Genomic DNA, 13,704 nt, shown 5'->3' with positions numbered 1-13,704 from the left:
AAATGATGAGTGTGAAAACAATTATGGTAATCGGCGCAGGTCAGATGGGCTCCGGTATTGCCCAGGTGTGCGCGCAGGGTGGATATGATGTGTTTTTGAACGACCTGAAGCCGGAATTTGTGGAACGCGGACTTTCCGGAATTAAGAAGAATCTTAACCGCCAGGTAGACAAAGGCCGAATGACAGCAGACCAGTTGGACGCCGTTGTTGGCAGGGTTACTGCCTCAACAGACCTTCAGGATGCCGGTAAGGTTGACCTGGTCATCGAAGCTGCTGTGGAGAACATGGACATCAAGGCAAAGATTTTTGCCCAGCTTGATGAAATCGCACCTGAACACACAATCCTTGCTTCCAATACATCATCGTTACCAATCACCGAGATTGCTGCAGCAACAAAGCGTCCGGAAAAAGTTATCGGCATGCATTTCATGAACCCGGTACCTGTCATGAAGCTGGTCGAAATCATTCGCGGCCTGGCGACAGCTGATGAAGTGTATCAGACAATCGAAGATATCACCAAGACTTTGGAAAAGGTTCCTGTAGAAGTGAATGATTTCCCTGGATTTGTGTCCAACCGCATCCTTATGCCGATGATCAACGAAGCCATCTACACATTATATGAAGGCGTAGCAACAAAGGAAGCAATCGACGAAGTCATGAAGCTCGGCATGAACCATCCAATGGGTCCGTTGACGCTTGCTGATTTCATCGGTCTGGATACTTGCCTTTACATCATGGAAACACTTCACGAAGGCTTCGGCGACGATAAATATCGACCGTGCCCATTATTAAGGAAATATGTAAAAGCTGGCTGGCTAGGCAAAAAATCCGGCCGCGGGTTCTACACATACGCGTAAAGAATTCAGCGACAAATGCGTCCATACATACTCACTGTCTGGACGCCTGGAGGGTGAAAACATGAATCTGAGATTCACAGAAGAACAAGAAATGATGCGCAAGATGGTACGTGATTTTGCACAGACAGAAATTGCGCCGTTCGTTGAAAAATTGGAGGAAGGCGAGTTCCCAAGGGAGATTTTAAAAAAGATGGGCGAACTTGGCCTGATGGGGATTCCGGTACCTGAGGAATATGGCGGTTCAGAGATGGACTTCATTTCCTATATCATTGCTATCCATGAAATTTCCAGGGTCAGCGCAACGGTTGGCGTCATCCTATCCGTTCATACATCTGTAGGAACAAATCCGATCCTGTACTTCGGGACAGAAGAGCAGAAGAAAAAATACGTACCTAAGCTAGCTTCAGGGGAATACCTGGGAGCCTTTTGCCTGACTGAGCCAAGTGCCGGTTCCGATGCTGCCAGCCTGAAAACCCGTGCGGTAAAAAAAGACGGACATTATGTATTGAACGGATCGAAGGTGTTCATCACCAATGGCGGCGAAGCAGATGTCTATATTGTTTTCGCATCGACTAATCCTGAAGCAGGTACAAAGGGCGTCTCAGCCTTTATCGTTGAAAAAGATACACCGGGCTTCATTGTCGGCAAGGATGAGCACAAAATGGGGCTGTACGGCTCCCGAACAGTCCAGTTGACATTCGAGGATATGAAGGTGCCAGAAGAAAACCTGCTTGGCCAGGAAGGCGAAGGATTCAAAATCGCGATGAGCAACCTTGACTCCGGCCGTATCGGCATCGCGGCTCAGGCTCTTGGCATTGCAGAGGCTGCATTGGACGCAGCGTCCTCATATGCAAAAGAAAGAGTCCAATTTGGCAAGCCAATCGCAGCCCAGCAAGGCGTCGGCTTCAAGCTGGCAGACATGGCAACATCCGTTGAAGCTGCAAAACTATTAATCTACCGAGCGGCTCAATTGCGGTCTGAAGGACAAAAGTGCGGAATCGAAGCCTCTATGGCAAAGTTGTTCACATCAAGAACAGCAGTCGAAGTCACAACCGAAGCCATCCAGGTATTCGGCGGCTACGGCTATACAAAAGACTATCCAGTCGAACGCTACTTCCGTGACGCCAAAGTCACCGAGATTTACGAGGGTACGAGCGAGATCCAGAAGATTGTCATAAGTAAGCAGTTGTAACACGGGATGTTATAACAGCTACGGCTAGTGAAGACAGAGAAGCTGTCAAGTAAAGGCTGTTATTCTGACAGGTAAAGCTGCTGAAGCAGAAAAGCTGTCAAGAAAAGCAGGTTATTCTGACAGCTAAGGCAGTGAAAGACGAAAAGTTGTCAAGAAAAGCTGTTTATTCTGACAGGTAGGGCAGTGAAAGCTGAAAAGTTGTCAAGAAAAGCAGGTTATTCTGACAGGTTAGGCTGCTGAAGCTAAAAAGCTGTCAAGAAAAGCAGGTTATTCTGACAGGTTGGGCAGTGAAGGACGAAAAGCTGTCAAGAAAAGCTGTTTATTCTGACAGGTTAGGCAGTGAAAGCAGAAAAGTTGTCAAGAAAAGCAGGTTATTCTGACAGGTTGGGCAGTGGAAGCAGAAAAGCTGTCAAGAAACCCTCGTTATTCTGACAGGTTAGGCTGCTGAAGCTAAAAAGCTGTCAAGAAAAGCAGGTTATTCTGACAGCTAAGGCAGTGAAGGACGAAAAGCTGTCAAGAAAAGCTGTTTATTCTGACAGGTAGGGCAGTGGAAGCAGAAAAGCTGTCAAGAAACCCTCGTTATTCTGACAGGTTAGGCTGCTGAAGCTAAAAAGCTGTCAAGAAAAGCAGGTTATTCTGACAGGTTAGGCAGTGAAGGACGAAAAGCTGTCAAGAAAAGCAGGTTATTCTGACAGGTTAGGCAGTGAAGGACGAAAAGCTGTCAAGAAAAGCTGTTTATTCTGACAGGTTAGACAGTGAAGGACGAAAAGCTGTCAAGAAAAGCAGGTTATTCTGACAGGTTGGGCAGTGGAAGCAGAAAAGCTGTCAAGAAACCCTCGTTATTCTGACAGGTTAGGCTGCTGAAGCTAAAAAGCTGTCAAGAAAAGCAGGTTATTCTGACAGGTTGGGCAGTGGAAGCAGAAAAGCTGTCAAGAAACCCTCGTTATTCTGACAGGTTAGGCTGCTGAAGCTAAAAAGCTGTCAAGAAAAGCAGGTTATTCTGACAGGATGGGCAGTGTAAGACGAAAAGCTGTCAAGAAACCCTCGTTATTCTGACAGCTAAGGCAGTGAAGACAGAAAAGCTGTCAAAAAAGTCCGGAATAATCCAGGGTCGACTGCGAAAATGAAGTCAATTAACGATTGAACACAACGAAGCGGCTGAAAAGGTAACCTAACCAATTGGCAAATATAAATCAAACAGTAACGGAGGAAACAATAATGAATTTTCGATTATCCGAAGAACATGAAATGATCCGGAAAATGGTCCGTGATTTTGCGAGGAATGAAGTGGCTCCTACGGCTGCTGAGCGTGATGAAGAGGAACGCTTTGACCGTGAGATTTTTGACAAGATGGCGGAGCTTGGACTGACTGGTATTCCTTGGCCTGAAGAGTACGGCGGCATCGGCAGCGACTATCTGGCTTACTGCATTGCAGTGGAAGAATTATCACGTGTTTGCGCATCGACTGGTGTCATGCTTTCCGCACATACTTCACTTGCTGGCTGGCCGATCTTCAAGTTCGGAAACGAAGAGCAGAAGCAAAAATATTTGCGTCCAATGGCTGAAGGAAAGAGCATTGGAGCTTACGGTTTGACTGAGCCAGGAAGCGGTTCTGATGCAGGTGCAATGAGGACGACTGCAAAAGAAGATGGAGACCATTATGTATTAAATGGTTCGAAAATCTTCATCACAAACGGTGGTGTGGCTGATATTTATGTTGTGTTCGCATTGACTGATCCGTCAAGCAAGCACAAAGGAACGACTGCGTTCATCGTCGAAAGCAGCTTCACTGGATTCTCTGTCGGCAAGAAGGAAAAGAAGCTGGGCATCCGTTCATCTCCGACAACTGAAATCATCTTTGAAGACTGCCGCGTGCCAAAGGAAAATATCCTTGGTGAAGTTGGCGAAGGTTTCAAAATTGCGATGATGACACTTGATGGCGGACGTAACGGAATCGCTGCACAGGCAGTCGGAATTGCACAGGGTGCTCTAGATGCAGCGGTCGATTACGCGAAAGAGCGCCAGCAATTCGGCAAGCCAATCGCGGCGAACCAGGGAATCGGCTTCAAGCTTGCTGACATGGCAACTTCAGTAGAAGCTTCAAGACTATTAACTTATCAGGCTGCATGGCTAGAGTCTGAAGGCCTTCCATACGGCAAGGAATCAGCAATGTCCAAACTATTTGCCGGCGACACAGCAATGAAGGTGACAACTGAAGCAGTACAGGTATTCGGCGGCTACGGCTACACGAAGGACTATCCGGTTGAACGCTTCATGCGTGACGCAAAAATCACGCAGATCTATGAAGGTACACAGGAAATCCAGCGTCTAGTCATCTCAAGGATGCTGACGAAATAACAAGGCGGGGCAGAAGAGATGAAAAAGCGAGAAGTGCAGGCGTCGGTAAAAGATGAGCGACTTGTGAAAAAGAGGCGCGACCAGATGATCAAAGGGGCCGTAACCCTTTTCAAGCAAAAGGGCTTCCACCGCACGACGACCAGAGAGATTGCCCGGGCTTCAGGCTTTAGCATCGGTACCCTTTATGAATATATCCGCACGAAGGAAGATGTGCTTTACCTAGTCTGCGACAGCATTTATGACGAAGTCCGCGACCGCCTTCAGGAAAACCTCGACACGAACCAGGGGACGCTTGAGAGCCTGAAGGTTGGCATCGCCAATTACTTCAAGGTCATGGATGACCTGCAGGACGAAGTGCTCGTCATGTACCAGGAGGTCAAATCGCTGACGAAGGATGCCCTTCCATATGTGCTGAAAAAAGAAATCGAGATGGTAGGGATGTTTGAGGATGTAATCCAGCGCTGCGTCGAAAATGGCGAGCTTGACCTGGATGAAAAACATGTCAAAATCATTGCCCATGATATTTTTGTCCAGGGGCAGATGTGGGGATTCCGCCGCTGGGCACTGCAAAAACTGTACACTCTCGAGGAGTACACAGAACTGCAGACAGATTTGCTTTTCAAGGGGATTAAGGGATCGGAAATGAAATTAGGAACAGGGGGAACAAAATGAGTATGCCGGAAATGTATAAGCCAAAGAACCATATTCGCTTTGTGACAGCTTCAAGCTTGTTTGACGGCCATGATGCCTCAATCAATATCATGCGCAGGATCATCCAGTCATTGGGTGGCGAGGTTATTCACCTTGGCCACAACCGCTCCGTCGAAGAGGTCGTCAATGCCGCAATCCAGGAGGATGCACAGGGGATTGCGATTTCTTCCTATCAGGGCGGGCACGTTGAATACTTTAAGTATATGTACGATCTTTTGAAGGAAAAAGGCGCTTCCCATATCCGCATTTACGGCGGTGGCGGCGGTGTCATCATTCCTCGGGAAATAAAAGAGCTTCATGAATACGGAATCGCCCGTATTTTCTCGCCAGAAGACGGCAGGAAATATGGCCTTAATGGCATGATCGAGCAAATGATCAAGGAGTGTGATTTCCCGACTGTGACTGCTGAAGGCGTCGAGGAAATCGAAAAACTTGAAGATGGAGACCCAAATGCTGTCGCAAAGCTGATCACGCTTGCCGAGCAGCATGTTGGTTCGGAAAAAGAAACAGCCGCCGCTGTCGAAAGCTTGATGGAAAAAGTCAAGACGATGACAAAGGCGGTGCCGGTTGTAGGAATTACGGGTACGGGCGGTGCAGGTAAAAGTTCATTGACGGACGAGTTGATCAGGCGCTTCATCAATGAAATTCCTGAAAAACGCGTAGCGATTTTATCAGTCGACCCTACAAAGCAGAAAACAGGCGGAGCACTTCTGGGAGACCGGATCCGCATGAACGCGATTTTCTCTCCACGCGTTTACATGCGCAGCCTGGCGACGAGAAAGTCAAAGTCTGAGTTGTCCCTTGCGATCAAGGATGCCATCGATGTTGTAAAAGCAGCAGGGTTTGACCTGGTTATCGTCGAAACGAGCGGCATTGGCCAGGGCGATGCAGGAATCACGGATGTCTGTGATGTTTCCATGTATGTGATGACGAGCGAATTCGGTGCGCCGTCACAGCTTGAGAAAATCGACATGATCGATTATGCCGACTTGATTGTTATCAATAAATTCGAGCGCAAAGGCTCAGAGGATGCAAAGCGCCAGGTGCAGAAGCAGTATCAGCGCAGCCATATGTTTTTTGACAAAGAGCTTGATGAAATGCCTGTCTACGGCACAATCGCCAGCCAGTTCAACGACCCTGGCACGAACGCGCTGTTTGCTGCGCTGGTCAATAAAATCAATGAAAAAGCAGGCACAGATTGGACGACATCATTTTCTACCAATGCAGTAGTGGAAAAACAAAATGTCATCATCCCGAATGACCGCCGCTATTACCTAAGGGAAATTTCCGAAACGGTACGGAGCTACCATAAACACGCAGCTGAGCAGGCCGACCTTGCCCGCAGACTGTTCCAGCTTGAAGGGGCAATCGAAGCGGTAAAAGAAAAAGAAACAAACAGCGAAGTTCTTTCTTCTCTGCAAGCGTTAAGGGAAGAAACAGAGAAGAAACTGACACCAGAGTCAAGAAACATCCTTGAAAACTGGGAATCTCTGAAGGAAAAATACAGCGGTGACCAGTTCATCACGAAAATCCGTGACAAGGAAATCGTAACGGAATTGAAGACAAAAAGTCTTTCCGGGTTGAGCATCCCTAAGGTTGCACTGCCAAAATACAAGGATTACGGCGAAATCCTGCGCTGGGTTTATCTTGAGAACGTGCCTGGCAGCTTCCCGTACACAGCGGGCGTATTCCCGTTCAAGCGTGAAGGTGAGGATCCGAAACGCCAGTTTGCTGGTGAAGGAACGCCGGAGCGGACAAACCGCCGTTTCCATTACCTTTCAAAGGATGACACAGCAAAACGCCTAAGCACTGCATTCGATTCCGTCACACTTTACGGGGAAGACCCGGATTATCGTCCCGATATTTACGGTAAGGTCGGCGAGAGCGGCGTCAGTGTTTGTTCGCTTGATGATATGAAAAAGCTGTATGCAGGATTTGACCTTTGCCATCCATCAACATCCGTGTCGATGACAATCAACGGACCGGCACCGATCATCCTGGCGATGTTCATGAACACAGCGATTGAACAGCAGGTGGAAAAGAAGGAAGCCGGGCTTGGCCGCAAGCTGAATGACGAAGAGTTTGCCCAGGTCAGGGAAATGACACTTCAAACGGTCCGTGGTACAGTACAGGCCGATATTTTAAAAGAAGACCAGGGACAGAATACTTGTATCTTCTCTACTGAATTCGCACTACGTATGATGGGCGATATCCAGCAGTATTTTATTGATGAAAAAGTCCGGAACTACTATTCTGTTTCGATTTCCGGTTACCATATTGCCGAAGCAGGGGCGAACCCGATTTCCCAGCTGGCGTTCACACTGTCAAATGGCTTCACGTATGTTGAATACTATTTGAGCAGAGGAATGAAGATCGATGACTTTGCGCCAAACCTGAGCTTTTTCTTCTCGAATGGCCTTGATCCTGAGTATTCCGTGATTGGCCGCGTTGCCCGCAGAATCTGGGCGACGGTCATGAAAAATAAGTACGGAGCGAATGAACGCAGCCAGAAACTGAAGTATCATATCCAGACATCAGGCCGCTCGCTTCATGCCCAGGAAATCGACTTCAACGATATCCGGACGACGCTTCAGGCGTTGATGGCACTTCATGATAACTGCAACTCGCTTCATACGAATGCCTACGACGAAGCAATCACCACGCCGACTGAGGAATCAGTCAGACGTGCGATGGCGATCCAGATGATCATCACGAAGGAGCACGGATTGACGAAGAACGAAAATCCGCTCCAGGGTGCGTTCATCATTGAAGAGCTGACTGATTTGGTTGAGGAAGCAGTCCTTCAGGAATTCGAACGGATCAATGACCGCGGAGGCGTGCTTGGTGCAATGGAAACTCAGTATCAGCGCGGTAAAATCCAGGATGAATCCATGTACTATGAAATGAAGAAGCATTCCGGGGAGCTGCCGATCATCGGTGTGAACACGTACTTGAATCCAAATCCTCCATCAGAGGAAGAGATCGACAAGATGGAGCTTGCCCGTGCGACGAAAGAAGAAAAAGAAACACAGATCCGCAACCTAGAAGCATTCAAGGACCAGAATCAAGACCAGTCCGAAACAGCGCTTGACCGGCTGAAGGAAACAGCAGTCAATGGCGGCAATATTTTCGCCGCACTGATGGAAACTGTTAAATACGCAAGCCTGGGACAGATCACAAGGGCGCTTTACGAAGTAGGCGGCCAGTTCCGCAGGAATATGTAAAGGTTAGTTTCAAAACAAGCATTATGGTGTAAAAATGTAGGGCGTGCAAAAAAAAGACTTTTGCAATCTGCCTGAATGGGATGGCTTATAGGAAATCTATGAGCCATCTTGCATTTTATGGTGCTCGTTTCGTAAACTAGAAACCAATATAAGATTTTTCAAATTTTACCTATCATTTGGCGGATAATCTTATATAATCTAGTTATCGGTTCATACATACGACCTACTTCAGGATGTGAATTTTGTGAAATCGGTTTTGTTCACGGCAGGGGCTTTTGTGGCTGCTGCTGCCATGTATTATCTTTATCAGCGTCAGCTTGGCGCAATCCCATTTTTCATTTTATCGATCGCCTTTTTTTTACTGGCATATGGCCAGCTGAAGAAAAGGAGGAAGGCTGGCAGAGGGAAAGTGGAAATGGAAAGCGAAAAAAGCCGGGAAAACGGCAGATAAAACTGGCATAAAGGTCTAAAATTTGTTTATAATGTAGAATATGCATTCTGGGATATTTTCCTTGTTTTCGGACGAATGGCCGGGTAAAGGCCTGGAATAGAGAAAGGAAGTGCGAAAATTGAGTTTAAGCCAATACTCAAAAGAAGAGCTTCAAGAAATGTCATTGATTGAAGTAGGATTTGAAATTTTAAAAGAAAAGAAGCAAGCGATCACGTTTCAGGAGCTGATGGCTGAAATCAAGAGCGTCCTTAAATTGGACGAGGCCGATGCTGCTGAAAGAATGGTTCAATTCTATACAGATATAAATATAGATGGACGTTTCATGTCCCAGGGTGAAGGACGCTGGGGTCTTCGCGTCTGGTACCCAGTCGACCAGATCGAAGAAGATAATGTCACCACAGTCAAGCCGAAAAAGAAGAAGGCTAAGAAGGCTGTTGATGAGGACGATCTAGATCTTGACGAATTCGATGAAATCGATGAGGACGATCTGGACTACGATGATGTCGACGAATTCGATGAAGAAGACGACGATGATGCTCTCGACGACGATGACGACGATGATGAGGACTTCGATGAGGACCTGGAAGATTCCGATGACTTCGAAGACGATGAGGATGAGCTGCTGGAGGATGAAGACGAAGACCTGCCGCTCGAAGATGAAGATGTCGAAGATGAAGACGAAGAACTATAATTAACAACTTGACTTTTATATTTACCGAATGTAGAATACTTTTTGGGCTCCTTAAAAAAGGACGATTAAGTAAAACAGCCACTAAACGCTCCCCATACTCTGTATGCGGGGCGTTTTTTTTATTTTTACAGGCTAAAAATAACCCCCTGTACATCCGCTTGCAAAAACAGAAGCAGGCGAAATGAAAAGGTTAAAAATTTAATTAATAAATCAATTAAACAGGTGCATATTGTACAAACTGTTTGATGAGGGGGATTACACAATGGCAAAGTATATTTTTGTTACGGGCGGAGTAGTTTCGTCCTTAGGTAAGGGAATCACGGCTGCATCCCTTGGAAGATTGCTGAAAAACAGGGGCTTGAACGTGACAATCCAGAAGTTCGATCCATACATCAACGTAGACCCTGGGACAATGAGTCCTTACCAGCACGGTGAAGTATTCGTGACGGACGATGGCGCCGAAACGGACCTGGACTTGGGCCACTACGAGCGCTTCATCGATATCAACCTGAACAAATACTCAAACGTGACAACAGGAAAAATCTACTCGACGGTTCTGAAAAAAGAGCGCCGCGGTGACTACCTCGGAGGAACTGTGCAGGTTATCCCGCACATCACGAATGAAATCAAGGAAAAGGTTTTCCGTGCCGGCAAAGAGACTGGCGCAGATGTTGTCATCACTGAAATCGGCGGCACAGTAGGGGATATCGAATCACTGCCGTTCCTTGAAGCAATCCGCCAGATCAAGAATGATGCTGGCCGTGACAATGTGATGTACATCCACTGTACACTGGTTCCTTACATCAAGGCAGCCGGTGAAATGAAAACAAAGCCAACCCAGCATAGCGTAAAAGAATTGCGCAGCCTGGGAATCCAGCCAAATATTATCGTTCTTCGTACCGAAATGCCGATTTCACAGGACATGAAGGACAAGATTGCCCTGTTCTGTGATATCGACAAGGAAGCGGTAATTGAGGCGACAGATGCGGAAACTCTTTATTCAATCCCTCTGGCTCTTCAAGAGCAGAAGATGGACCAGCTTGTATGCGAGCACTTCAAATTGGACTGCGCTGAAGCAGACATGACTGAGTGGAATGCACTCGTCGAGAAAGTGACGCATCTTACCGGCAAAACGAGAATTGCCCTCGTCGGTAAATATGTTGAACTTCAAGACGCTTACATTTCAGTAGTTGAATCATTGAAGCATGCAGGATATGCATTTGACAGTGATATTGAAATCAAGTGGATCAACTCTGAGGAAGTAACAGAGGAAAACGTCGTTGAATTGCTGAATGACGCAGATGGAATTCTTGTTCCTGGCGGATTTGGCGATCGCGGAATCGAAGGGAAGATCCTTGCGACCAAATACGCGCGCGAGAATAAAGTGCCTTTCTTCGGAATCTGCCTTGGCATGCAGCTGGCATCCGTTGAATTCGCACGCCACGTTCTTGGCTTGAAAGATGCTCACTCTGCCGAAATCATGCCAAGCACGTCAAATCCGATCATCGACCTTCTTCCTGAGCAGAAGGATATTGAAGATCTTGGCGGAACACTCCGTCTTGGCTTATATCCATGTAAGCTTGCTGAAGATACGAAGGCATTCGCTGCTTATGGTGATGACCTGGTATACGAGCGCCATCGCCACCGTTACGAGTTCAATAACGAATACCGTCAGGCAATGGAAAATGAAGGGTTCATCTTCTCAGGGACAAGCCCGGATGGTCGTCTGGTTGAAATCATCGAACTGAAGGACCACCCATGGTTCCTGGCATCACAGTTCCATCCTGAATTCACATCAAGACCAACACGTCCGCAGCCACTATTCAGGGACTTTATTGAAGCATCCATCAAGACAAATAAATAACATGAAAAAAAGCCGGTGAATTTGCCGGCTTTTTTTGTGCATTTTTGTGATTTAATCATACAAATACGTGTCAATAGTCTTCCAAAATTTCCTCAATCGTGAATTTTAGGCCAAAATAGATATACAGTGCCGCCATAGAAGTGGGATAGCCAATTCTGTTGCCGGCATCATCCGGCAGCAGGCCTTTTTTGATTCGTAAATCAATATGGACGTCCGCAAGCGTATTCAGTCCTTCATTTTCATTCCGGACGGTAGAAATCGCCACGAACGGGATCCCTTTTTCCTGTATAATGCCTGCCATTTTGACTGCCTCTTCATTATCGGCGTAGCGGCTGACAATCAGCACGCGGTCTGCGGCTTCTATTTCTGTTTCCTTCGATAAAATAGCTGCAGATTGAAGTGGCTCTTCGCCATAAACGGCTTCAAGTTCAACAGCCTTCATTTCCCCGGTACCGAAAATATAAATTTTGCCTTCTCCGGCAGCAGCCTGTGCCAGCAGCCGTGCTCCATCCTCAATTGAAAATTCTTCTTTTTCCATCAGCCGGTTGAATAATCCGGCCAATTGTGTCGAAAACATTTTTAACATTCCAGCACCTCCGTCTTTGCCAATACTGATTATAAAGTACTACAATGAGAATGAAAAAGCATCTGTCGAAAATAAGTTTAAAAATATGGCAGGAATTTCAAGATTCTTAACGAATTGTGTAATGGGGATAGGACGAAACCATTTCCTGGGCAAAAGCATTTACTCATATTACATTTATTAGGGGGAAGAGGCGGCATGAAAGAAAAAATACTAATTGTTGACGACCAATTTGGCATCAGAATTCTACTTAATGAAGTGCTGCAAAAAGAAGGTTATCAAACGTACCAGGCTGCAAATGGCGTCCAGGCCCTGGAACTGGTTAAGAAGCATCCACCCGATCTCGTTCTTCTGGACATGAAAATCCCGGGCATGGATGGTATTGAAATTTTAAAAAGAATGAAAGTAATCGACCCGGATATACGCGTCATCATCATGACCGCCTATGGCGAGCTGGATATGATTCAGGAAGCGATGGACCTTGGTGCTTTGACCCACTTTGCCAAGCCATTCGATATTGATGATATCCGCGCAGCAGTAAAGAAATATTCACAAACCGTATCAAAAGATTGAGATACATAAAGTGCCCTCAGGATGCTCCAGGGGGTTTTTTCTTGCCTGAAAAAGTGAGTTTACAGACAAGTGAAACTATTGGTAGCGCTTGCTTTATAGCATTTTTATGACACTTGCAAAAACAAGGCTTGAACAATGGCAATTCTGATTTTCTTTTGGTATGATACATATGAATTCCACAGGATCATTTCGTTTTGATGAATGCCATCTCGGGTACATAATCAAAAGCAGAGAGGGAAACCCTTTTAAAGGGTAGCATAATCAAAAAGCGATTGATCATAACGAAGGAGGAAAAGATATGCCTTTAGTTTCAATGACTGAAATGCTGAAAAAAGCGAATGCGGAAGGCTACGCTGTTGGGCAATTCAACTTAAATAACCTTGAGTTCACTCAAGCGATCCTTCAGGCTGCAGAAGCTGAGAAGTCACCGGTTATTCTTGGTGTTTCTGAAGGTGCTGCACGCTACATGGGCGGCTTCAAGACTGTTGTGAAAATGGTAGAAGGTTTGATGGAGGACTATAACACTACAGTTCCTGTCGCTATTCACCTTGACCACGGTTCAAGCTTCGACAAATGTAAAGAGGCAATCGACGCAGGCTTCACATCTGTCATGATCGATGCTTCACACGGACCTTTCGAAGAGAATGTTTCAACAACTTCAAAGGTTGTAGAATACGCTCACTCAAAAGGTGTTTCTGTTGAAGCAGAACTTGGAACTGTCGGCGGACAGGAAGACGATGTCGTTGCTGACGGCGTTATCTATGCTGACGTACAAGAGTGTAAAGAACTTGTTGAGCGCACTGGCATTGACTGCCTTGCTCCTGCACTTGGTTCTGTACACGGCCCTTACAAAGGCGAACCAAACCTTGGTTTCAAAGAAATGGAAGAAATCAACAAGGTTGCAGGCGTACCATTGGTATTGCACGGCGGTACAGGCATTCCAACAAAAGACATCCAGAAAGCAGTCTCTTTAGGAACTGCTAAAATCAACGTTAATACTGAAAACCAGATTGCTTCAGCTAAAGTTGTCCGCCAGGTATTGGCTGAAAAGCCTAACGAGTACGATCCACGCAAATACCTTGGACCAGCTCGTGACGCAATCAAAGAAACTGTGATCGGCAAAATGCGCGAATTTGGTTCTTCTAACAAAGCGTAATAGCAACGAAAATTTGTTATAATAAAACCGCCTTACAATAAGGC

At 46.4% G+C, this 13,704-nt stretch carries 11 protein-coding genes; 10 read left to right on the top strand and 1 reads right to left on the bottom strand.

The window, feature by feature from the left end; genetic code table 11:
• Nucleotides 1–5 precede the first annotated feature (5 nt).
• From QNH36_RS23170 to QNH36_RS23135, 8 genes are all read left to right on the top strand, one after another.
• Nucleotides 6–857: a 3-hydroxybutyryl-CoA dehydrogenase gene (locus QNH36_RS23170; protein WP_251542812.1), complete on the top strand. Its 852-nt coding sequence runs from the start codon at nucleotides 6–8 to the stop codon at nucleotides 855–857.
• Nucleotides 858–918: 61 nt separating this feature from the next.
• Nucleotides 919–2,049 carry an acyl-CoA dehydrogenase gene (locus QNH36_RS23165; RefSeq protein ID WP_251542560.1) on the top strand — a complete coding sequence of 377 codons (1,131 nt, stop codon included), beginning with the start codon at nucleotides 919–921 and terminating at the stop codon, nucleotides 2,047–2,049.
• Nucleotides 2,050–3,267: 1,218 nt separating this feature from the next.
• Nucleotides 3,268–4,407, top strand: coding sequence for an acyl-CoA dehydrogenase (locus QNH36_RS23160; protein WP_283904369.1), 1,140 nt, complete (start codon nucleotides 3,268–3,270; stop codon nucleotides 4,405–4,407).
• An 18-nt stretch (nucleotides 4,408–4,425) separates the two neighbouring features.
• On the top strand, nucleotides 4,426–5,079 hold the full coding sequence (locus QNH36_RS23155) for a TetR/AcrR family transcriptional regulator (RefSeq protein ID WP_144479191.1): 654 nt from the start codon (nucleotides 4,426–4,428) through the stop codon (nucleotides 5,077–5,079).
• Between the two features lie 2 nt (nucleotides 5,080–5,081).
• On the top strand, nucleotides 5,082–8,342 hold the full coding sequence (icmF, locus tag QNH36_RS23150; protein ID WP_283905459.1) for a fused isobutyryl-CoA mutase/GTPase IcmF: 3,261 nt from the start codon (nucleotides 5,082–5,084) through the stop codon (nucleotides 8,340–8,342).
• Nucleotides 8,343–8,586: 244 nt separating this feature from the next.
• Complete coding sequence (locus tag QNH36_RS23145) at nucleotides 8,587–8,793, top strand: hypothetical protein (RefSeq protein WP_144479189.1); 207 nt, start codon at nucleotides 8,587–8,589, stop codon at nucleotides 8,791–8,793.
• 118 nt (nucleotides 8,794–8,911) lie between these two features.
• On the top strand, nucleotides 8,912–9,484 hold the full coding sequence (rpoE, locus tag QNH36_RS23140) for a DNA-directed RNA polymerase subunit delta (RefSeq protein ID WP_283904368.1): 573 nt from the start codon (nucleotides 8,912–8,914) through the stop codon (nucleotides 9,482–9,484).
• Nucleotides 9,485–9,746: 262 nt separating this feature from the next.
• Nucleotides 9,747–11,348, top strand: a complete 1,602-nt coding sequence (locus tag QNH36_RS23135) for a CTP synthase (RefSeq protein ID WP_144479185.1) — start codon at nucleotides 9,747–9,749, stop codon at nucleotides 11,346–11,348.
• Nucleotides 11,349–11,418: 70 nt separating this feature from the next.
• Here the strand turns inward: QNH36_RS23135 and QNH36_RS23130 are convergent, their stop codons facing one another.
• Complete coding sequence (locus tag QNH36_RS23130) at nucleotides 11,419–11,934, bottom strand: DUF2529 domain-containing protein (protein ID WP_144479183.1); 516 nt, start codon at nucleotides 11,932–11,934, stop codon at nucleotides 11,419–11,421.
• A gap of 195 nt (nucleotides 11,935–12,129) precedes the next feature.
• Between QNH36_RS23130 and QNH36_RS23125 the strand changes: the two genes are divergently transcribed.
• Both QNH36_RS23125 and QNH36_RS23120 read left to right on the top strand, forming a co-directional pair.
• Complete coding sequence (locus tag QNH36_RS23125) at nucleotides 12,130–12,504, top strand: response regulator (RefSeq protein WP_144479181.1); 375 nt, start codon at nucleotides 12,130–12,132, stop codon at nucleotides 12,502–12,504.
• Between the two features lie 298 nt (nucleotides 12,505–12,802).
• The gene (locus tag QNH36_RS23120; RefSeq protein WP_144479179.1) at nucleotides 12,803–13,660 is read left to right on the top strand and encodes a class II fructose-bisphosphate aldolase; all 858 of its coding nucleotides are present in this window, start codon (nucleotides 12,803–12,805) and stop codon (nucleotides 13,658–13,660) included.
• The last annotated feature ends 44 nt before the right edge of the window (nucleotides 13,661–13,704 follow it).

Source organism: Mesobacillus sp. AQ2 (assembly GCF_030122805.1).
In the GTDB taxonomy this organism is placed as follows: Bacteria; Bacillota; Bacilli; order Bacillales; family Cytobacillaceae; genus Mesobacillus; species Mesobacillus oceanisediminis_A.
Note: the sequence above shows the minus strand (reverse complement) of the source record. Positions and strands in the feature narration are given on the sequence as shown.

What these genes read in the sequence shown, in the direction of transcription:
- QNH36_RS23165 (WP_251542560.1), top strand. Translation starts at nt 919, where the DNA reads ATGAATCTGAGATTCACAGAAGAACAAGAAATGATGCGCAAGATGGTA.
- QNH36_RS23170 (WP_251542812.1), top strand. Translation starts at nt 6, where the DNA reads ATGAGTGTGAAAACAATTATGGTAATCGGCGCAGGTCAGATGGGCTCC.
- QNH36_RS23125 (WP_144479181.1), top strand. Translation starts at nt 12,130, where the DNA reads ATGAAAGAAAAAATACTAATTGTTGACGACCAATTTGGCATCAGAATT.
- icmF (WP_283905459.1), top strand. Translation starts at nt 5,082, where the DNA reads ATGCCGGAAATGTATAAGCCAAAGAACCATATTCGCTTTGTGACAGCT.
- QNH36_RS23135 (WP_144479185.1), top strand. Translation starts at nt 9,747, where the DNA reads ATGGCAAAGTATATTTTTGTTACGGGCGGAGTAGTTTCGTCCTTAGGT.
- QNH36_RS23130 (WP_144479183.1), bottom strand. Translation starts at nt 11,934, where the DNA reads ATGTTAAAAATGTTTTCGACACAATTGGCCGGATTATTCAACCGGCTG.
- QNH36_RS23120 (WP_144479179.1), top strand. Translation starts at nt 12,803, where the DNA reads ATGCCTTTAGTTTCAATGACTGAAATGCTGAAAAAAGCGAATGCGGAA.
- QNH36_RS23155 (WP_144479191.1), top strand. Translation starts at nt 4,426, where the DNA reads ATGAAAAAGCGAGAAGTGCAGGCGTCGGTAAAAGATGAGCGACTTGTG.
- QNH36_RS23160 (WP_283904369.1), top strand. Translation starts at nt 3,268, where the DNA reads ATGAATTTTCGATTATCCGAAGAACATGAAATGATCCGGAAAATGGTC.